Raw genomic sequence first — 19,381 nt, 5'->3', positions numbered from 1 at the left:
CAACCAGAGGATTCGTTATGCCAAGGGCAATAACACTCGCACCCTCAGGCCCCGTGGCTTATAGCAGTTTTCAAACGAGAGTTGCGCCTGGTGCAACTCACAGATACGCGCCACTATGTTGAGCCCTAGCCCTACCCCGCCCCCGCGGGAATCGAGGCGAGAGTAGGCATCCGTCAATTGCACTAGGCGTTGGGGATCCACGCCGGGCCCCACATCCTGCACCGTGAGCTCTGCCCACTCCCGCTCGCGACCCTGCACCGTCTCGCGAACTCGCTGCACCCGCAGTGAAACCTCACTGTGAGGCTCGGCATAACGACCGCAATTCTCCAGCAGGTTGCGAACCAGAGTGCGCAGTAACGCCGCCTCCCCCTTCAAGATCACGGGCTCTAGTTGTGTACTCAAACGCAGCCGATCCCGCGCCAGCATCTCGCGACACTCCGACTCCATAGGTGCCAGGACATCGCGGGTTAACTCCAGCTCCCCGCTTACGCCTGTGATGATATTGCGCTCCAATCTGGCCATAGCAAGCAACTGCTCTACGGTACGGTGCAAGCCATCCAGGCGCTCGAGCAAAGGCGTAATCTCAGCAACCCCCTCTTGCTGCAACAGCTCAAGATTGAGGCGAATACCCGCCAGCGGCGTGCGCAACTCATGGGCTACATCGGCGCTAAACTGCCGCTCTCGATTAATCGCCAGGCTGAGCCGGGCCAACAAGTCATTCAACGCCTCAGTGACGGCGGTGATCTCGCTGCTGGTATCATCCATGACAATAGGCTGCAAATTGCTGTGGGAGCGATCCATCAGGCGCCGCGTCAACCTGGCCAGCGGGCGCGTGACCCAGCTGATGGCCACATAGGCGACCAGCAGACTCATGATCCCCTGCACCAGCGAGGGAATAAAGAGCGCCTCTATGGTCTCCCGCTCCTCCTTCTGCAACTCATGCAGGGAGTGGCCCGGCTCCTGGGCCAATTTAACCAGCTCCACCACCTGCTCTTGGCTCTCATGCCAGAGCCACAGAATGGAGATGCTCTGGGTGACAAACAAGATAGTGGCCAGCATCAGCAACAGGCGACTACGCAGGCTACTGAACTGTTTTGTCTTCCATTTCGTCAACAATTAGGGACCCTTATTACCGTCGATGTGGTCATGACGGGTATGGTTCAACACATCAAGCACATACCCTTCCCCTCGCAGGGTGCGGATCCGTTCACTGCCCAGCTTGCGTCGCAAATGGTGGATGTGTACCTCCAGCGTGTTAGAGCCAATCTCATCCTGCCAGTCGTAGAGATCTTCCTGCAGCCGCTCTCGGCTTACCACCTTACCCACCTGAATCGCCAGGCAGCGTAACAGGGCAAATTCCCGACGGGTCAGAGTCACCTCTTTGCCGGCCAGCAAGACGCATTTGGTCTCCAGATCCAGCTGCAACTCTCCGCAGACAAGCTGATTACTGGCCTTGCCATGATCCCGGCGTAATAGCGCCCGCACCCGCGCCAGCAACTCCGCCAACGAGAAGGGTTTGACCATATAATCGTCGGCCCCAAAATCCAGACCGGCCACCTTGTTATCCGTGCCATCCCGTGCCGTGAGGATCAACACGGGCTGGCTGAGCCCCCGCTGACGCCAGCGCTTGAGTAGCACTAATCCATCCAGGTCAGGTAATCCCAGATCGAGGATAATGAGCCCATACTCACTGACTCGTAGCAGGGCGTCAGCCTCGGCCCCATTGGTCGCCACATCACAGCTGTATTGCTCATTACCCAGCGCTTTTTGCACCCCCTGCCTGAGCAGCAGATCATCTTCCACCACCATTATCTTCATGCCCGTATCCCGTACTGTCAGGTTATCGGGCCATAGTATCATTCGGTTAACTTCTGCTGTAACCGCTGGATCTCACTCTGACGCCCGGCATCAGCTACTTCCCGCCCAGGACGCGGTGCCGCCTGTAGCGCCTTTTGCAGATAGGGCTTAGCCTCGGCTGGCTTGCCTTGGCTTATCAGATAATCGGCATAGAAGTAGTTGCTGTCGATGCCATCCGGGTTGAAGTTAAGCCCGCGCTTGAGCAGGAATGCCGCCTTCTCCTCATCCCCAAACCCCAGCGGCCAACCTGGCACCCGGTAATAGAGTACCCCCAGCGAAGTGAGCGCCGAGCCATTGAGGGTGCTGGCATCCTTGGCGATCACCGCCTCATAGTCACTCTTGGCTTCCTTGGCCAGCCCCAACGCCCCTAGCCCGCCTTTGGCACCGGCATAACTGCCAATAATGATCCCGGCCCAGGTTTTGAGCTTGAGATCCTCAGGGTGAGCCAGGGCCGCGTTGCGCACCTCGGCCGCCAAGGTAGCCAGAGCCTGCTCTTGGGCATCACCCGTCTGCTGATACTGGGCCAACTCCCACTTATGTTGGTAAACCTGATAAGGCTCGAGTTCAGCCGCCATGACCTCTGCCGCCATAACCAAAAAAGCCCCCCCCAATGCGGCCAGGGCCCCCATCTTGCCCATGCCAGCCAGATAGCGCGTAATCTTCATGATTGTTTCTCCTGTGCGTTGTGTTTCGAGCAAGTAGACGCCCCCACCTTCCAAGCCAGGGCCGAGCGGGCGAAGTGACGAATTTGCTCCAGTTGCCCCGCTATCGCCCTGTCGACCACCCCAGGTAACAGGCCATTGAGCCGGACGAACAGCTTTTCCGGCCAACCTATGTAGCGCTCCCGCCCCCGGTCACCAAGCAGCTGCATCAGCTCATTCGCCACAGACTCAGGGCTGTCCACCCCATTTTTCAGCGCCTGATTGAGTGCATCCACAGCCCCATGGTTAAGCTCGGTGGCGGTCGCCCGTGGCGCCAACAGACAGATCCGTGGCCCCTGCGAGCCCAGCTCCCGCGCCAGGGCCTCGGTGAAGCCCCGTAACCCGGCCTTGGTGGCGCAATAGATGCTAAAGCCCGGATAGCCTATGGCCCCAAAGGTGGAGCCCACATTTACCACTGTGCTCTGGGCCCCCAGCAGCGGCAATAGGGCTCGGGTGAGCCGGATCGGAGCCAGCAGATTTAGACTCACCTGCTGCTGGAGTGCGGCTTCATCCTGCTCGGCAAGCCAGGCAAACCGCTGCGTGCCCGCCGCATGGATCAGCAGATCCAGCCGTGGGGTGCATGCTTGCAGATAGGCCAGCAGCGCCTGGGCCGACTCGGCCTGGGTCAAATCCAGTGGCACGGTCGCCACCGTGCCAGCCCCGGGTGTGCTAGCCAGCAACTCGGCCTGCAACGACTCCAGTTGAGCCAGGCCTCGAGCCACCAGCACCAGGCTCCACCCCTCCTGGCGCAACCGCCGGCAGATGGCAGCCCCTATGCCGCCACTGGCCCCAGTCACCAGGGCTAATTTTCCCGTTACACTCCCACTGTTAGCGACCATGCGGTACTCCTTTGCCTTCATCCATCACGGCTGATATTTCATCCATGGGCAAGCTGCGAAAAACATTGCCATAAAGCTGGAACATCACCTTGGCCATATGGATCACGGCCGCCTGATCCACCGGATCGTCGAGTTTCTCCATCAGGGTGCGGAAGAACTGGATATGCTCCTGATCCAGGGAGCCGTGAGAGTAGAGGTAACTCATGGCCTGCTCGGGCAGCGCCAACTTCTGCTGGATCAATTGCGCCATGGGGGTGGCCAGATTGACGCTGGTGCCCTCCAGCACATAGACCATGCCAAAGAAGGAGACCGGATTGCCGCGCATCACGCTATCCCAGGCGTAACTAACCATGAGCTCGGTGGCCAGGCTGGGTTGGCCGTGGTAGACCCCATCGGCATCGGCGCCACAGGCTTGGATGTCATTGAGGATCCAGCGATCGTGGCCCCGCTCCTCCTCGATATATTCGGTGATGGCATCCTGTAACCAGCGATGGGATTCACCCAAGCGACTGCCACAGGCCATCAAGAGCGGCACTGTATGGCGAACATGGTGATAGGCCTCGGTCAGGAAGGCCACATAACGGCCAAGTGACACCTCACCACGCTGGCACGCCAGTATGATAGGTGCCGACAGCAGGTAAGCACGCTCGGCTTGGGTGGCCTCGACCAATTGGGCAAAAAAACTCATGACAACACCTCGGATAGGACATGTTTTGCAAAAATGACATCGCGGCGCAGGCGGCCATTGGCTGTCAGCTCACCGCTCGCGGCAGTAAAGGGGAGAGGGATAAAGCGCCACTCCGTCAGCCTGGCATACTCAGGAAGGTTTTGATTTCGCTCTGTGATTATCTGCTCGGCCTCACCCCGAGCCTGCAAACCAGGGGCAAACAGCAGCGCCTGTAACCCCAGCGCTTCATCACCATAGACAAACACCTGCAACACACCGGGCAGCGCAGCGAGTTCCGCCTCCAGCCACTCGGGAGCCACATTGCGGCCAAAGCCGGTGACGATAGTCGACTTCTTGCGTCCCTGAATGAAGAGAAAGCCGTCGGCATCAAACTCGCCCCAATCCCCAGTGGCGAGCCACGCCTCGTCAGTCACCGAGCGTGGCTCCCCCAGATAGCCCAGCATGGCGTTGCCACGGATCAGCACCTCGCCATCGGCGGCCAGTTTCATCTGCAGATGCGTCAAGGGCCGGCCGACCGAGCCCAAGCGACGCGCCAGAGGGCCATTCAAGGCGGCCACCGATCCCACTTCAGAGAGGCCATACCCTTCAAACACCGGCAGTCCCAGCTCATCGGCCTGAGTCAGCAGGGCATGGCTGCTCTTGCCGCCCCCCAGCGCCAGCAAGCGCCACTGTTGCGCCGAGATCCCCCCTTGCGCGACGCCGGCCACCAGCCAGCTTAAGGTGGCGGGCAAGAGGATGGCACTATCGGCACCGCTTGCCGCCAGCGCCGTGATAAAACGCCCCGGCTCAGGTTGCTGCAGGGAGCCAAGCCCCAGCTCGGCTAGCGGCAGCAGGCTCACCTGTTTGCCCAAGCTAAGGGGCAGATAAACACCCGCCAAGTTCTCCAATAACACCGCCAGGGGCAGGGTGCAGAGGTGATGCGTCACCCCCAGCTCGCCTACGCGCTCGGCCAGCGCCAGCACCGTCTGGTCAATTTGCTCACCACTGAGGCAGACCCCCTTGGGGGTGCCTGTGGTCCCCGAGGTATAGGTGATCTTCACGCAACCCGTCGGTAGCGCAGGCGCGCCGGGAACAGCTGGCAGCGGTTGGTGCTGCAACTGGCCCTGCTGGAGCATGAGCACTCCGGCGCAGCCACTATGTTGCAGCAGATGCTGCCGCTGCTGCTCGTTGAAAAAGGGGGGCACAGGCACACAGGGGCGCTGGGCCAAGGCACAGGCCAGATCAGTGATCACCCAGGCCAGTCCATTATCGCCCAACAGCGCTAACGGACGCTCCGCGTGTGGATACCAGAGCCGCAGCTGCTCGGCTGTCGCCTGGATCTGCTGCCAGAGCTCGCCATAACTGAGTGACTGCCCGACCGCCTTCAGGGCTGGCCGCGCCGGATCCTGGGCCGCATACTCGGCCAGCCGTAGTAAAATCTGCTTCATTGACCCCGATCTCCTGGTAAATCGTTGTCCCCTAACGGCAACTGACTCAGCAGCGCCTGCATCCTCGGCATGGCCTGCAACTGCGTCCAGCCAGAGCGGATCTCCCCGGCCAGCACCTGGGGGGTATGCTGATAGTAGAGCCCCCAGCTCTGTGGATCCGGCACCCGGTCGGGGGTGGCCTCCTGCAGGTAGAGCGGCGCCAACCCCACCCGCGCAAACAGCTGTTGCACCTGATCGGTCGCGGTAAACACCACATAGCGAAAACGCTGCTCAGCCAGATAACGGATCAGGCTCAATACCAGCCAACGGGCTCGCCCCTTTTCTGCCGCCAGGTTGCCTATCTCCAGGATCTCGTGGCGCGCCACCGGCTGTTGCAGACGCGCGGCCAGCTGCTGCTCCACCGGCGCAGATAAGTAATACTCCAAAAACAGGGGGCCTGAGGCCGCCGAGCGTAATCCGGCACTGGCCAGCAGGCGCCCGTCACCATCGCGGAGCCCACATTGCCAAGGCAGCAGCTGAGCCACTTGGGCACCATGCTCCTGCGCAAAACGCTGGCAGACAAAGCGTTGAATATCGGCAGGCGGTGTCATATGCACCGAGAGGTGGAGTCTTGCGGGTTCAAACTGTGTTGCAGCTTCCATCATTTCCCCTTACCCGGCGCGTAGCGCCCTTCAGGACTGTGGCTACTCCTATCCATCCACTAAACAGACAGGAGATATACACCTTATAAAATTGAGAGTAGAGGGCCTACCTTAAGCAGGGATTAAGACGGCGAAGAATGCGTTAATAATCTGCATGAATGGATAGCGAAAGCGGTTGCCCGGAACGATAGCGTGGTTCGGCAGGAGAGGTTTGTACGTAGAAGCGCTGGGGTGCTGCTACGCTTTTAGTAAGCAGGCTCTGAGCTAATCGAATCCTGTCCGTCAGGGAGCCAGGCTGTTGAAGGTTAGACGGGACAACTGCCACTGAGAAAAACGACGCCAAGCCAGGAGGCACCATGTTACGGATCACGCTCTTGTTGCTGCTATTGTTCGGGAACGCCAGGGCCACCGAGCCCTTTCCCGCCTTGAACTACTATACCGAGCAGGCGCCACCCTATAATTTTCAAGCGGGAAAAGGGCCAATCGATGGCTTTAGCGTGCGCCTGCTGGAGCTGGTCCTGCAGGAACTAGGGGCTCCGCCCCCCAAGATCCAACTGCTTGCCTGGGATCGCGCCTACTACCTGCTCACCCAACAACCCGATGCCGTGTTATTTACCCTATCCCGGACCCCGCACCGCTCCCCCCAATTCAAGTGGGCCTGCCCCATCAGTCGCAGCCGAGTGGTTATCTTGGGCAAGGCTGACAACTCACCCAAGCTGGAGCAACTCACTGACCTGAAGGCGCAAAAAATTGGCGCCATACGAGCAGACGTCGGGGAGCAATTACTCTTGAACCAGCAGGTTAGCGAGCAACAGATAGTCGCCACACAAAATATGCATCAACTACTGCGCCTGTTTGTGGCCAATAGGCTGCCCTTTATCGCCGTCCATGAGATCACTGCACAATACGAACTAAGCCAGCTGGGACAGAAGCCACAAACCTTTCATTCTGCGCTAATCCTGGCCACCCTGGATGATTGCTATGCCTTCAACGCTGCCATCAGTGATGAGGTGGTCCAGCGCTTCCAGCAGGCCTTGCGGCAATTGCAACAACGCCCCGAGTTTGGCCAGCTGCAAGCTGAATACCAACTGATCTCAGTCCCGGATTAGGGGGGCCCAGCGCCAAAGACGACAAAGGCTGCCAAGGCAGCCTTTGTCGTTACTTGATAACCTCAGCTACTTGCGCCGCCAGTTGGTACCCTGCGGGCCATCTTCCAGTACTATCCCCATCTCGGTCAGGCGATTACGAGCGACGTCGGCGGCAGGCCAATCTTTGGCCGCGCGGGCATCGTTACGCGCCTGGATCAGCGCTTCGATCTCGGCCACCTCGTCATCGCCTCCGGCAGAGCTCTGAAGGAATGCTTCGGCATCCTGCTCCAGCAGACCCAGCACCCCCCCCAACTGACGCAGACGCCCAGCTAGGCTAGCAGCAGAGGCCGCCCCCTCGCCCTTGAGACGGTTGAGCTCTCTGGCCAGTTCAAACAGCACGGAATAGGCTTCTGGGGTATTGAAATCATCATCCATAGCCGCCTGGAAGCGCGCCACATACTCCTCGCCACCGGCTGCCGCAACCACAGGCAGCCCCCGCAGCGCCGTGTAGAGACGCTCCAGTGCCGTCCGGGCCTGATTGAGATTTTCATCGGAGTAGTTGAGCTGGCTACGATAGTGACCGGACATCAGGAAGTAGCGCACTGTCTCGGCGTCGTAGACCTTGAGCACATCTCGGATGGTGAAGAAATTGCCCAACGACTTGGACATCTTGACCGTATCCACCATCACCATACCCGTGTGCATCCAGGTATTGACGTAGGCAGTGTGGTGCGCACAGCAGCTTTGGGCTATCTCATTCTCATGGTGGGGGAACATCAGATCCGAACCACCACCGTGAATATCAAAATGGTTGCCCAGATGTTTGGAGTTCATGGCCGAGCACTCTATGTGCCAACCAGGACGACCCGCGCCCCAGGGCGAATCCCAGGTGGGCTCACCTGGCTTCGACATCTTCCACAACACAAAGTCCAGCGGGTTGCGTTTAGTCTCCTCCACCGAGACCCGGGCCCCCGCCTGTAGTTGCTCCAGATCCTGCCCGGAGAGTCGGCCATATTCCGGGAAGCTGTCGATGGCAAACAGCACATCGCCGTTAGCAGCCACATAGGCGTTACCGTTATCCAGCAACTGCTGCACCAGGGTGAGGATCTCGGCAATATGTAACGTGGCTCTGGGCTCAATGTCCGGGTGCTGCAGGTTCAGGGCGTCGAAATCGGCATGCATCTCGCCAATGAGCCGCTCGGTCAACGCCTCACAAGACTCCTGGTTTTCGGCGGCGCGCTTGATGATCTTGTCATCCACATCCGTGATGTTACGGACGAAGGTCAGCTCATAGCCGAGGTAACGCAGATAACGCACCACCACATCGAAGCCGACAAAGGTACGGCCATGGCCGATATGACACAGGTCATAGATAGTGACTCCACACACATACATACCGACTTTGCCAGGACGGATGGGTTTGAACTCTTCTTTTTGCCGCGTGAGGGAGTTGTAAATCTTCAGCATGACCTAACCTGTGTCGAAAAAAACGAAGGGCCATTCTAGCGATTCTTGCCGTCGTTGACGAGAGGCAGAGCCCGAGGGCGCCGCCTGATTGAAGGGGATAATCAGCGAGCGGTGATCAAAGCTGCCACCCCTGAAACAGTCCGTGCTGTCGCGCCTGGGCCAAGGTGAGTCGCACCTTCTCTTCCGGTTCACAGTAACCATATTCCAGGCAATCGGCTGGCATGCCCAGCTCGGCACAGAGCCCGTCCCAATCATGGCATTCGTCATGCACATAATAGAGGGGCAATTCGATGATAACGTCACTCGCTTTGAGCATGATGAAATCTCCCGAAATACAACTGCTGTGCAGTTTGAATCAGGTGGCGCTCGAACATAATCCGTCATGCCGCAACAGCCTAGAGCCACCACTCCTGACAGAGGCCATAGCGTTTGGCTTGAGCCAGATCCAGGCTAACCCTGTCACTGGGCAGATAGATGGCTCGTTCCAAACCATTCGCCTCAAGATCTAGCTCCTTGCATAACTGCGCCCATGCCGTGCAATGCTCACGAACATAAGCAATGGGAAGTTCAATACTCACATCACTGTCCTGGTACATGGTCACCTCCGGCCTGAGGCCCGATCACGGCGTCAAGTTAAGTATAGAACATGGCCAACAGAGGCACAGAGGCGGCGTTCAGGAAGAGACTGAATTGCACAAAGGGAACCAACGCGAGTAAAAAGGGAAGGTGTTGAGGGGGAACAAACGGTAACACCGCGCAACCCGTGCGCGGTAACTGGGATCATTTATGGGGAATGGTCAACAGGGACAACCAGATCACACTGCCACCCACCCCGCAGACCAAGAACAACAGCATGGAAAGGCAAAGAAGATTATCGCTCATATGTCACCTCTCATTTCTGTCAGGTTGTACTTAGTCTAACAGTCAGAACGTGAAAAATTGTCGACAGGATCAAAGATCCTCGCCCGCTGGCAGAGTAAAGGCCAATAGCTTGAAGCCCATCACGTATTGATAGTTCTATTTTTAACGGCCTAACTCAGCAATGGCGTCACAAGGAACCCGCCGCAAAGCCAAGGCGTGAAAAGTGTTGGACTCCCGCCTGGCTAAGCTGCAGAATTTCCGCCTCAGAGTAGAGTTGAAACTGGCTGAGTGATGGCGCCATTTGGCCATGACTCATCAATACGTTATAGAGGAAATTGCATGATCACCCTGCACACCAACCATGGCGATATCAAAATTGAACTGTTCGCCGACAAGGCGCCGCTCACCTGTGCCAACTTCGAGCAATACTGCCGTGACGGCCACTACAACGGCACCCTGTTTCACCGGGTGATCAACGGCTTCATGATCCAAGGTGGTGGGTATCTGACCGGTTTTGCCGAAAAAGAGACCCGCGCCCCCATCAAAAACGAGGCCAACAATGGCCTGGCCAACAAGGTTGGCACCCTGGCCATGGCGCGTACCAATGATCCCCACTCTGCCACCGCCCAGTTCTTCATCAACGTGGCCGATAACGATTTCCTGGACTTCAAAAATGAGTCGATTCAAGGCTGGGGCTACTGTGTCTTCGCCGCGGTTGTCGATGGCATGGATGTCGTTAACCAGATCAAGGCCGTGAAGACCGGGAGAGCAGGCGGGCATGCCGATGTTCCCAAGGAAGAGGTGATCATCGAACGCGTCACCGTCGCCTAACGCGTGACGCCGAGGGAGGCAACTCCCTCACTTTCCCCTATCTCTTGCCTTGTGCCTTATCCAGTCGAGCCCCCATGAAGACCCTGTTTATCTCCGATCTCCACCTGAGTGAGCTCAGACCCGATCTGACCGCCGCCTTCATTCACTTCCTGGAGCAGGAAGCGCCTAGCGCAGAGGCCCTCTATATCTTGGGTGATCTCTTCGAGTTCTGGATTGGTGACGATGAATGCTCCCCCTTGCAACTGCAGGTAGCCGAGGCGCTGGCCGCCCTGAATCGCCGAGGCACAGCGCTCTACTTTATCCATGGCAATCGGGACTTCATGATAGGCAAGGCCTTTGCCCGCGCCTCAGGCATGACCCTACTCCCCTCTGTGCATCCGCTAGCCCTCTATGGCCGTCAGGTGGTGTTGCTGCATGGGGATCTGCTCTGCACCCTGGATGAAAAATATCAACGTTTCCGCCGTATCACGGCCATCGGCTGGCTGCGCTGGCTATTCCTACGCCTGCCACTTTCTAAACGATTGGAGATAGCCGGGCGCATGCGCCAGGGTAAACAGGGAAAGTCCTTGATGTTGATGGATGTCACCCCGGAGGCGGTACAAGCTTTGCTCGAAGAGCATGACGCCAGCGTGATGATCCATGGCCATACCCACAAGCCGGCCGTTCATCCCCTGGATTTCGCCATTCAGGATAGAGTCAGTGGTCTTAACCAACGTGCCGAGCGCATAGTGCTGGGGGATTGGGATCGTAGCCTAAGTGTGCTGGAAGCCAGCCCGGATGGCCTACGGCTCAAGAGCCTGCCCCTACAGGCCTAAACCATCTTGCGGCTGATGTGGGGCGTCACTCTGCATCAGCCACGAGATGAGCTACGCCTCCTTCTTGCCAATCGCAAATTCGCGCAGCTTGTTGGCCACCGCAGTGTGACTCACCCCCAAGCGCTGTGCCAACTGGCGGCTGGAGGGGTAAAGCGGATAGAGCCGCTCGAGCATGGCTTTCTCAAACCGCTTGCTCGCCTCGTGTAAGGAGCCCTCGAACCACTGCTCAGCCCCTGCCGCAGAGGGCTCCATATGGGGCAATCGCAGATCCCGCGGCTCTAGCTCCTCCCCCTCCAGCAGGGTCAGCGCCTGATAGAGGGCATTACGCAGCTGCCGCACATTGCCAGACCAGGAATAACCCAGCAGAAATTCGTCAAGATGGCGGGAGAAGCGCGGACGACTGCGTTGTAGTTCATCACAGATCCGCACCACAAACTGCTGGGCCAGTGGCAAGATGTCGGCCTGACGCTGACGCAGCGGTGGCATCTCCAACTGCAACACACTCAAGCGAAAGAAGAGATCTTCCCGAAACAGCCCCTGTCGCACCCGCGCCACCAAGGGCTGACGGCTGGTGCAGAGGATGCGCACATCCACCAGCTCCTCCTCGGTCTGCCCCACCCGGTGAAACCGACCATCCTGTAACACCCGCAGCAGCTTGCTCTGCAGCAGAGGCGACATCTCAGCCACCTCATCCAGCAAGAAGGAACCGCCACTGGCCTGGGCCAGCAAGCCTATCTTACCCGGCCACTCAGGGCCAAAGGCGCCAGGGGCCGAGCCAAACAACTCATGTTCAGCCACCTCATCAGGCAGGGCGGCACAATTGAGGGTCAACAAGGGGCCACTGGCCCGTAGACTGCCGCGGTGACAGGCCCGAGCCAACATCTCCTTGCCGGAGCCCGTCTCGCCTTGGATCAGCAGGGGGAGATCCTGCATGGCCAGGCGTCTGGCTTGGTGCAGCAGATCCTGCATCGTCTGACTCTGGGCGGTAAAGAGATCGAAACGGCTATCATCATGGGCGTGCATCAGATTGAAGTAATGACCCACCCTCCGTGCCGACTTGAGGATCACCAGGGCACAGGCCAGGGCCACGCCCCCATCGGCCTCGGGAATCGTGACCGGCAGAATATCGGCCAGGTAATCCTCACTGGCAAAGCTGAGTTTGCACGTTTCCGCCTGGCGCGCCCCCTCCCCCAGCCACTGTAAAAAACCAAAGCCCTTGATAAAGGAGCCCACCTGCAGACCGAGAATATCCTTGAGATCCAGACGCAAGATGTTAAGCACGGCCTCGTTAACATGAGTAATGCGCCCCCGGGTATCTAGGGTGAAGATGAGATCCGGCAACGCCTTCATCAAGGCCTGGACCTGATGATGCTCCCGCTCCGAAGGCATGAAGGCCACCGTCTTCACATCCAGCACCCCCTTGATGCGGCGGATCTCCGGCATCAACTGCTGTAACCGCTCGAACCCCAGCTCGGGAAAATGCAGATAGATGACCCCCGAGACATCGAGCTCGATCCCCCGCAAGTCGATGGCATTCTCCTCCAGCCGCGCCAACAACTCGCGGGTGAGACCAATTCTGTCCTGACAACTGACCTGTAGACGCATGGGGTTCCTGCTAAGCGCTTCCCTTCGGAGACCCGAAGGCAAGAGAAAATAATCAAAGTGACGATGGTAAGGCGCCACAGCCAAAGAAGAAAGCCTAACCCCAACCCTCACCCTGGAAAAGCGAGGGAGAGCGCCACCCCTGGCAAGAGGCAGCCTGAGAGGAGAGGCCCTGGCGTTAGCCACGACAGCCCAGGCAGAAAGCTAATCCCATACCATTGTTATACGTTTTTTGAGGTTGTTATGGGGCAGTCAAGGGCCGATAATAGCCGCCATTTTTCTTGGTAAAGCATCCAGATGACTGAGTATCTTCTTCTGTTGATTAGCACGGTTTTAGTCAATAATTTTGTGCTGGTGAAATTCCTGGGACTCTGCCCCTTCATGGGCGTCTCCAAAAAACTCGAGCCCGCCATCGGCATGGGTCTGGCCACAGCGTTTGTCCTGACCCTGACCTCGGCCTTCTCCTATCTGGTGGACCACCTCTTGTTGATGCCACTGGATATCGGCTACCTGCGTACCATGGCCTTCATCCTGGTCATAGCCGTAGTAGTCCAGTTCACCGAGATGGTGGTGCATAAGACCAGCCCGGATCTCTACCGACTGCTCGGCATCTACCTGCCACTCATCACCACCAACTGCATAGTGCTGGGGCTGGCGTTGTTGAATGTCACCGAGCAACACAACTTTCTGGCTAGCCTTATCTACGGACTGGGCGGCGGGATAGGGTTTTGCCTGGTACTGGCGCTGTTTGCCACCCTGCGTGAGCGACTGGCCGCCGCCGATGTTCCCCTGCCGTTTCGTGGCATCTCTATCGCCATGATCACCGCGGGGTTGATGTCTTTGGCCTTCATGGGCTTCACCGGCCTGATCAAGTCTTGATATGAATCACATCCTGATAGTCGTTCTCATCTTTGCCGCCCTGGCCCTGCTGTTTGGTCTGCTGCTTGGCTATGCCGCCGTCCGTTTCAAGGTAGAGGCCGACCCCATAGTTGAAAAGCTCGATGCCCTCTTGCCCCAGACCCAGTGCGGCCAGTGTGGTTACCCAGGCTGTAAACCCTATGCCCAGGCCATCGCCGATGGCGATAGCATCAACAAGTGTGTGCCTGGCGGCGACCCCACCATCAAGCGCATCGCCGAACTGATGGGCGTGGAGGTGCCCGTAGATGGGCCGATTGAACCGCCAATCAAACAGGTCGCCTTCATTCACGAGGATCTGTGCATCGGCTGTACCAAGTGCATCCAGGCCTGCCCTGTGGATGCCATAGTCGGAGCCGCCAAGCTGATGCATACCGTGCTCAAGCGAGAGTGTACCGGCTGTGATCTCTGCGTGGCCCCCTGCCCTACGGACTGTATCGAGATGATTGATGTGCCAACCACCCCCGACACCTGGAACTGGGATCTGGAAACCATCCCCGTAAGGATGGTCAAATGAGCCTATCTCGTGTCATCGACAAGATCCGCAACGGCAAGCTATGGGACTTCCATGGCGGTATTCACCCGGATGAGCACAAGCGTGAGTCCAGTGAAGCGCCGCTAGTACATGCGGCCATCCCCCCCCTGCTGGTACTGCCGCTCAAGCAACATATTGGCTCCAGTGCCGAGGTGATAGTGCAACCCGGGGAGCGGGTACTGGCTGGCCAGCCGCTGACACGCCCAGAATCGCGGATGCAGGTACCCATTCATGCCCCCACCTCAGGCCTCATCTCCAGCATCGAGATGCACACGGTCGCCCACCCCTCCGGGCTGAGTGAACCCTGCATTCATCTCAAGCCCGATGGGCTAAATGAGTGGCGTACGCGCCATCCGCTCGCCGACTACCAGCAACTGACCCCGGTCGAGCTGGTCAAACGCATCCACGAAGCGGGGATTGTGGGTCTGGGCGGCGCCGGGTTTCCGACCGATGTGAAACTGGCCACAGGTCGCGAGAAGGTCGAGATCCTGATCATCAACGGGGCCGAGTGTGAACCCTACATCAGCTGTGATGATCGCCTCATGCGGGAAGAGGCGGTGCGCATTGCCGAAGGGATAGAGGTGATGCGCCACATCCTCAAGCCACGCCTGGTGCTGATTGCCATCGAAGATAACAAACCTGAGGCCATAGCCGCCATGCAGGCTGCCGTCGACGGCGAGCAGGTACAGGTGCGAGTCATCCCCACCAAGTATCCCTCCGGCGCCGCGCGTCAGCTGATCGAAATACTGACCGGCAAGCAGGTGCCCTCGGGTAAACGCTCCCTCACCCTGGGGGTGATCATGCTCAACGTGGGGACTGTCTTTGCGGTACGCCAGGCCATCGTAGAAGATGAGCCGCTGATCCGCCGAGTCGTCACCCTGACAGGCCAGCGCTTCGGCAAACCGGGCAACGCCTGGGTACTGCTGGGCACCTCGGTGCGTTGGTTGCTGGGCCAATTTGAGCTCAAACCCGAACCTCGGCAGCGCATCATAATGGGTGGCCCCATGATGGGCTTCACCCTGCCCCACGCCGATGTGCCCATAGTCAAGATCAGCAACTGCCTGATGGCCCCCAGTCAGCAGGAGTTGCCATCGCGAGATGATGAACTCAACTGCATTCGTTGCAGCCAGTGTGCCGATGCCTGCCCTGTCACCCTGCTGCCGCAACAGCTCTACTGGTACAGCAGGGCTGGCGATCATGACAAGGCACAGGAGTACCATATCGATGACTGCATCGAATGTGGTGCCTGCGCCTGGGTCTGCCCCAGCAACATTCCCCTGGTACAGTACTACCGGGAGGAGAAGGCCGAGCTGGGTCGTCTGGCATTGGAAGCCGAGCAGGCCGAACGCGCCAGGCAGCGCTTCGAGGCGAAAAAACAGCGCCTGGAAGAGGAGCGTCTACAACGTGAGGCCCGCCACCAGCAGGCCAGTGCCCAACGCCGGGAGCAGATGAGTAGCGAGGCCGGAGGGGTCGACCCGATCGCCGCGGCGCTGGCCCGCGTCAAGGCCAAGCAGATCGCTGGCAGCACTCCGGCTTCCCAACCAGCCCCCCACCAGGCTGGCGCCGAGATGCTCAGCCCTGAAACCATGCAGGCCCTGCGTATCGCCCGTAAAGAGCAGGCCATAGCTCGGCAGCGTGAGCGCCAGGCCCAGCCAGAGTCAAGCGCCACCCCAAACAACGGCAGCGCGATAGAATCTAACTCAGATACCCAGCAGGATGCCAAACAGGCAGCCGTCGCCGCCGCTATCGCCCGCGCCAAGGCGCGCAAACTGGCTCAATCTGCGGATATGCCGACGCAGCAGGCCATGGACAGCGCCCCAGTCAGCGGAGCCGTCGCGGCAACCGCACTCGAGCCTGACAGCGCTGCGGAGGATCCCAAGAAGGCAGCCGTCGCCGCCGCCATTGCCCGCGCCAAGGCACGCAAGCTGGCCCAGCAATCGGCAACCGGGCCGGCCATCGGGGATACCAAGCCCCCCCTCACCACAGATAAGAGTGAATAACTGACTATGGCTTTTACCATCGCAAGCGCCCCTCATGGCCACAGCCAGCAGACGACAACCACCATGATGCGGCTGGTGATGCTGGCCATGGTGCCAGCCATCTGGGTACAGGTGCACTTCTTCGGGTTTGGCGTCGTGATCCAGTTGCTGCTGGCTCTGCTCACCGCCCTGCTCAGCGAGTCGGTTGTGCTGATCCTGCGCCGTCGCCCCGTCATGAAATCACTGGCTGACAGCAGTGCCCTGCTCACCGGTGCCCTGCTGGCCGTCTCCCTACCCCCTCTGGCCCCCTGGTGGTTGGTGGTGCTGGGTACCGCCTTTGCCATCATAGTGGCCAAGCAACTCTATGGCGGGCTGGGCCATAACCCCTTCAACCCGGCCATGGTCGCCTATGTACTGCTGCTGGTCTCCTTTCCCAGCCACATGACAACCTGGATGCCCCCCGCCGGAATAGCCCAACATCTGCCCTCACTGGCTGAGGCGGTCAACATCATATTTAATAAGGTGTTACACCAGGGGCCAACCCTGCATCAGTTGCTACTGGATGTGGATGGCCTCACCACGGCCACCCCGCTCGATAGCGTCAAAACCCAGCTCGGTCTGGGTAAAAGCGTCAGCCAGATCCGAACTGACCCCCTGTTCAGCAGCTATGGTGCTTTAGGCTGGCAGTGGGTGAATCTGGCTTTCCTGGCGGGTGGCCTGTTCCTGATACTGATCGGCACGCTCGCTTGGCAGATCCCGACCGCCTTGTTGCTGACTCTAGCCGCCTGCAGTGGCTTGGCCTGGCATCTGGATCCCTTGCATCACCTGCCACCCAGTATGCAGTTGCTCTCTGGCGCCACCATGCTGGGCGCCTTCTTCATCGCCACCGATCCGGTTACCGCAGCCACGACCCCCAGAGGACGTCTGCTGTTTGGCGCGCTGGTTGGCCTGCTGATCTTCGTGATCCGCACCTGGGGCGGCTACCCGGATGGTGTCGCCTTCGCCGTGCTGCTGGCGAATATCTGCACCCCTTTGCTAGATACCCTGACTCGCCCCCGGGTCTATGGCACACAGAGCAACAATCATCAGAAAAACCATAATAAGAGGGCCTGACATGCTAGCCTCCATGCAAAAAAATGGCCTGCGCCTGGCACTGTTTGCCTGCGCCTGCACCGCCTTAGTGGCGCTTATCGATCAGGTCACACGCCCGCTTATCGCCAAACAGAGCGATGCCCAACTGCAACGCACCCTCAGTCAGCTATTGCCAGCCGAGCTATATGATAACGATCTGGGCAAGAGCTGCCTTCAGCTCCGCCTGCCCAGCCTACTGGGCGATGATAAGCCCCACCCTGTGTATGTGGCACGGCGGGGAGATAAGGTCACCGGATATATCATTGAGTCTGTGGCTCCCCATGGTTACTCCGGGGCCATCCGCCTGCTGACCGCCATCAGCACAGATGGCTCGGTGCAAAAGGTGCAAGTCTTGATGCACAAAGAGACGCCGGGGTTAGGGGATAAGATAGAGCGCAGCAAGTCCAACTGGATCGACAGCTTCAATGGCCAGCAACTGCACGGCGAGACAGACCCACGCTGGGCGGTGAAGAAAGATAGCGGTATGTTCGACTCCTTTACCGGCGCCACTATCACACCACGCGCCGTGGTCTCCGGGGTGAAGAATGCCTTACTGGTGTTGCAAGCCCACCAAACCGAATTAGCCCAGGCCCCCGCCTGCGAGGAGCAGCCATGAGTGGACACCATGCCAGTGAACCCCCAATCGCCGCCACATCAGGCATGGGTGATATTGCCAAGCAGGGATTGTGGAAGAATAATCCGGCACTGGTACAGGTGCTGGGGCTCTGCCCTACACTGGCGGTCACCACCTCGGCAACCAATGCTCTGGGGTTGGGGCTGGCCACGGCAGCCGTGCTGATGATGAGCAATCTGGCCATCTCACTGGTACGCAATTGGGTGCCTAGCGAGATCCGTATTCCCATCTATGTGATGATCATAGCCGCCCTGGTAACCGGAGTTCAGCTGGTGATGAACGCCTATGTGTATGGCCTCTACCAGGCCCTCGGCATCTTCATCGCCCTGATTGTCACTAACTGCATCATCATTGGCCGCGCCGAAGCCTTTGCCAGTCGCAACTCACCGCTGCTGGCCCTGTTTGATGGCCTGATGATGGGGCTGGGGTTTACCCTAGTGTTGCTGATCCTGGGCTCTGTACGCGAAATACTGGGGCAAGGCACGCTGTTTGCCGGAGCCGAGCTGCTGCTGGGTCCTTGGGCGGCCAGTCTTAAGCTACAGATCTTTGCGGCCGATAGTGGTTTCCTGCTGGCGATCCTCCCCCCTGGCGCCTTTCTAGCCTTGGGTTTTCTTATCGCCATCAAGAATGTGATCGATGCGAGCCTCTCCCGTCGCAAGGTGGTAGTGAAGGTACAAGTCGAACGAGCCCGCATGACCACACTGTAACTCGCACCGGCCGATGAATGATGAATAATGGAAAACGCCGCCAGATACTGGAGCGGTTGCGGACCGCTAACCCGCACCCCACGACCGAGCTGCACTACAGTTCGCCCTTCGAGCTGCTGATTGCCGTTATTCTCTCGGCCCAGGCAACCGACGTGGGGGTCAACAAGGCAACAGCCCGCCTCTATCCCGTTGCCAATACCCCGGCGGCTATCCTGGCCTTGGGCGTGGAGGGGCTCAAGGCATACATCAAGACCATAGGGCTCTACAACGCCAAGGCCGAAAACATCATCAAGAGCTGTGCCCAGCTGCTGGCCAAACATGATGGCCAGGTGCCAGAAAACCGCGAAGCCCTGGAGGCACTGCCCGGCGTCGGCCGCAAGACCGCCAATGTGGTTCTCAACACCGCCTTTGGCTGGCCCACCATAGCCGTAGACACCCATATCTTTCGAGTCGCCAATCGCACCGGCTTTGCCCCTGGCAAAAACGTAGAAGCGGTAGAGCAGAAACTACTCAAAACCGTCCCGGCTGAGTTCAAACTGGATGTGCACCACTGGCTGATCCTCCATGGCCGCTACACCTGTATCGCCCGCAAGCCCAGGTGTGGCTCCTGCCTGATTGAAGATCTGTGTGAATTCAAAGAAAAGAGCGAGATCTGAGCAAGAA

At 58.9% G+C, this 19,381-nt stretch carries 21 protein-coding genes; 10 read left to right on the top strand and 11 right to left on the bottom strand.

Annotated features, from left to right (window positions below):
- Positions 1–15 precede the first annotated feature (15 nt).
- The 7 genes from pmrB to ACZYTD_RS08930 are packed head-to-tail and all read right to left on the bottom strand — an operon-like array spanning position 16 to position 6,153.
- Entirely contained in the window at positions 16–1,116 is a 1,101-nt protein-coding gene (gene pmrB / locus ACZYTD_RS08960) for a two-component system sensor histidine kinase PmrB (protein WP_463891386.1), read from the bottom strand.
- Positions 1,117–1,860 carry a response regulator gene (locus ACZYTD_RS08955; protein WP_463891385.1) on the bottom strand — a complete coding sequence of 248 codons (744 nt, stop codon included), beginning with the start codon at positions 1,858–1,860 and terminating at the stop codon, positions 1,117–1,119.
- Positions 1,857–2,522: a hypothetical protein gene (locus ACZYTD_RS08950; RefSeq protein ID WP_463891384.1), complete on the bottom strand. Its 666-nt coding sequence runs from the start codon at positions 2,520–2,522 to the stop codon at positions 1,857–1,859. Before ACZYTD_RS08950 ends, ACZYTD_RS08955 begins: the two co-directional genes overlap by 4 nt.
- Entirely contained in the window at positions 2,519–3,397 is an 879-nt protein-coding gene (locus ACZYTD_RS08945) for an SDR family oxidoreductase (protein ID WP_463891383.1), read from the bottom strand. The genes ACZYTD_RS08950 and ACZYTD_RS08945 overlap by 4 nt, the downstream gene beginning before the upstream one ends.
- Positions 3,387–4,085, bottom strand: a complete 699-nt coding sequence (locus ACZYTD_RS08940; protein WP_463891382.1) for a TenA family transcriptional regulator — start codon at positions 4,083–4,085, stop codon at positions 3,387–3,389. The genes ACZYTD_RS08945 and ACZYTD_RS08940 overlap by 11 nt, the downstream gene beginning before the upstream one ends.
- Complete coding sequence (locus tag ACZYTD_RS08935) at positions 4,082–5,512, bottom strand: AMP-binding protein (RefSeq protein ID WP_463891380.1); 1,431 nt, start codon at positions 5,510–5,512, stop codon at positions 4,082–4,084. Before ACZYTD_RS08935 ends, ACZYTD_RS08940 begins: the two co-directional genes overlap by 4 nt.
- Positions 5,509–6,153: a thermostable hemolysin gene (locus ACZYTD_RS08930; RefSeq protein WP_463891379.1), complete on the bottom strand. Its 645-nt coding sequence runs from the start codon at positions 6,151–6,153 to the stop codon at positions 5,509–5,511. The genes ACZYTD_RS08935 and ACZYTD_RS08930 overlap by 4 nt, the downstream gene beginning before the upstream one ends.
- Positions 6,154–6,509: 356 nt before the next feature.
- On the opposite strand from ACZYTD_RS08930, the gene ACZYTD_RS08925 reads away from it, so the two are divergent.
- Positions 6,510–7,262, top strand: coding sequence for a substrate-binding periplasmic protein (locus ACZYTD_RS08925; RefSeq protein ID WP_463891377.1), 753 nt, complete (start codon positions 6,510–6,512; stop codon positions 7,260–7,262).
- Between the two features lie 66 nt (positions 7,263–7,328).
- On the opposite strand, the gene cysS is transcribed toward ACZYTD_RS08925, so the two are convergent.
- The 3 genes from cysS to ACZYTD_RS08910 all read right to left on the bottom strand — a co-directional run bounded on the left by cysS (position 7,329) and on the right by ACZYTD_RS08910 (position 9,304).
- Positions 7,329–8,708, bottom strand: coding sequence for a cysteine--tRNA ligase (gene cysS, locus ACZYTD_RS08920; protein ID WP_463891375.1), 1,380 nt, complete (start codon positions 8,706–8,708; stop codon positions 7,329–7,331).
- Between the two features lie 115 nt (positions 8,709–8,823).
- On the bottom strand, positions 8,824–9,024 hold the full coding sequence (locus ACZYTD_RS08915) for a hypothetical protein (RefSeq protein ID WP_463891373.1): 201 nt from the start codon (positions 9,022–9,024) through the stop codon (positions 8,824–8,826).
- A 79-nt stretch (positions 9,025–9,103) separates the two neighbouring features.
- The gene (locus ACZYTD_RS08910) at positions 9,104–9,304 is read right to left on the bottom strand and encodes a hypothetical protein (RefSeq protein WP_463891372.1); all 201 of its coding nucleotides are present in this window, start codon (positions 9,302–9,304) and stop codon (positions 9,104–9,106) included.
- A 604-nt stretch (positions 9,305–9,908) separates the two neighbouring features.
- Between ACZYTD_RS08910 and ACZYTD_RS08905 the strand changes: the two genes are divergently transcribed.
- Both ACZYTD_RS08905 and ACZYTD_RS08900 read left to right on the top strand, forming a co-directional pair.
- Entirely contained in the window at positions 9,909–10,400 is a 492-nt protein-coding gene (locus tag ACZYTD_RS08905; RefSeq protein ID WP_463891371.1) for a peptidylprolyl isomerase, read from the top strand.
- Positions 10,401–10,474: 74 nt separating this feature from the next.
- Positions 10,475–11,215: a UDP-2,3-diacylglucosamine diphosphatase gene (locus tag ACZYTD_RS08900; protein ID WP_463891369.1), complete on the top strand. Its 741-nt coding sequence runs from the start codon at positions 10,475–10,477 to the stop codon at positions 11,213–11,215.
- Between the two features lie 51 nt (positions 11,216–11,266).
- Here ACZYTD_RS08900 and tyrR read toward each other — a convergent pair whose 3' ends face one another.
- The gene (gene tyrR, locus ACZYTD_RS08895) at positions 11,267–12,820 is read right to left on the bottom strand and encodes a transcriptional regulator TyrR (protein WP_463891366.1); all 1,554 of its coding nucleotides are present in this window, start codon (positions 12,818–12,820) and stop codon (positions 11,267–11,269) included.
- 294 nt (positions 12,821–13,114) lie between these two features.
- Between tyrR and rsxA the strand changes: the two genes are divergently transcribed.
- Genes rsxA through nth form a run of 7 tightly spaced genes read left to right on the top strand, consistent with a single transcriptional unit; the run spans position 13,115 to position 19,374 of the window.
- Positions 13,115–13,696 carry an electron transport complex subunit RsxA gene (gene rsxA, locus ACZYTD_RS08890; RefSeq protein WP_463891364.1) on the top strand — a complete coding sequence of 194 codons (582 nt, stop codon included), beginning with the start codon at positions 13,115–13,117 and terminating at the stop codon, positions 13,694–13,696.
- A 1-nt stretch (position 13,697) separates the two neighbouring features.
- Entirely contained in the window at positions 13,698–14,249 is a 552-nt protein-coding gene (gene rsxB, locus ACZYTD_RS08885) for an electron transport complex subunit RsxB (RefSeq protein WP_463891362.1), read from the top strand.
- Entirely contained in the window at positions 14,246–16,267 is a 2,022-nt protein-coding gene (rsxC, locus tag ACZYTD_RS08880; RefSeq protein ID WP_463891360.1) for an electron transport complex subunit RsxC, read from the top strand. The genes rsxB and rsxC overlap by 4 nt, the downstream gene beginning before the upstream one ends.
- A gap of 6 nt (positions 16,268–16,273) precedes the next feature.
- Positions 16,274–17,359 (top strand): electron transport complex subunit RsxD, encoded by a 1,086-nt coding sequence (gene rsxD, locus ACZYTD_RS08875; protein WP_463891359.1) that lies wholly within the window; start codon positions 16,274–16,276, stop codon positions 17,357–17,359.
- Position 17,360: 1 nt separating this feature from the next.
- Entirely contained in the window at positions 17,361–17,993 is a 633-nt protein-coding gene (gene rsxG, locus ACZYTD_RS08870) for an electron transport complex subunit RsxG (RefSeq protein WP_463891357.1), read from the top strand.
- A gap of 44 nt (positions 17,994–18,037) precedes the next feature.
- Positions 18,038–18,718: an electron transport complex subunit E gene (locus ACZYTD_RS08865; RefSeq protein WP_463891522.1), complete on the top strand. Its 681-nt coding sequence runs from the start codon at positions 18,038–18,040 to the stop codon at positions 18,716–18,718.
- 20 nt (positions 18,719–18,738) lie between these two features.
- Positions 18,739–19,374, top strand: a complete 636-nt coding sequence (nth, locus tag ACZYTD_RS08860; RefSeq protein ID WP_463891356.1) for an endonuclease III — start codon at positions 18,739–18,741, stop codon at positions 19,372–19,374.
- Positions 19,375–19,381 lie beyond the last annotated feature (7 nt).

This window comes from Pseudaeromonas sp. HNCC25DJ180, from assembly GCF_055413345.1.
The sequence above is the reverse complement of the archived record's forward strand: the minus strand, read 5'-3'. Positions and strand labels throughout refer to the sequence as shown.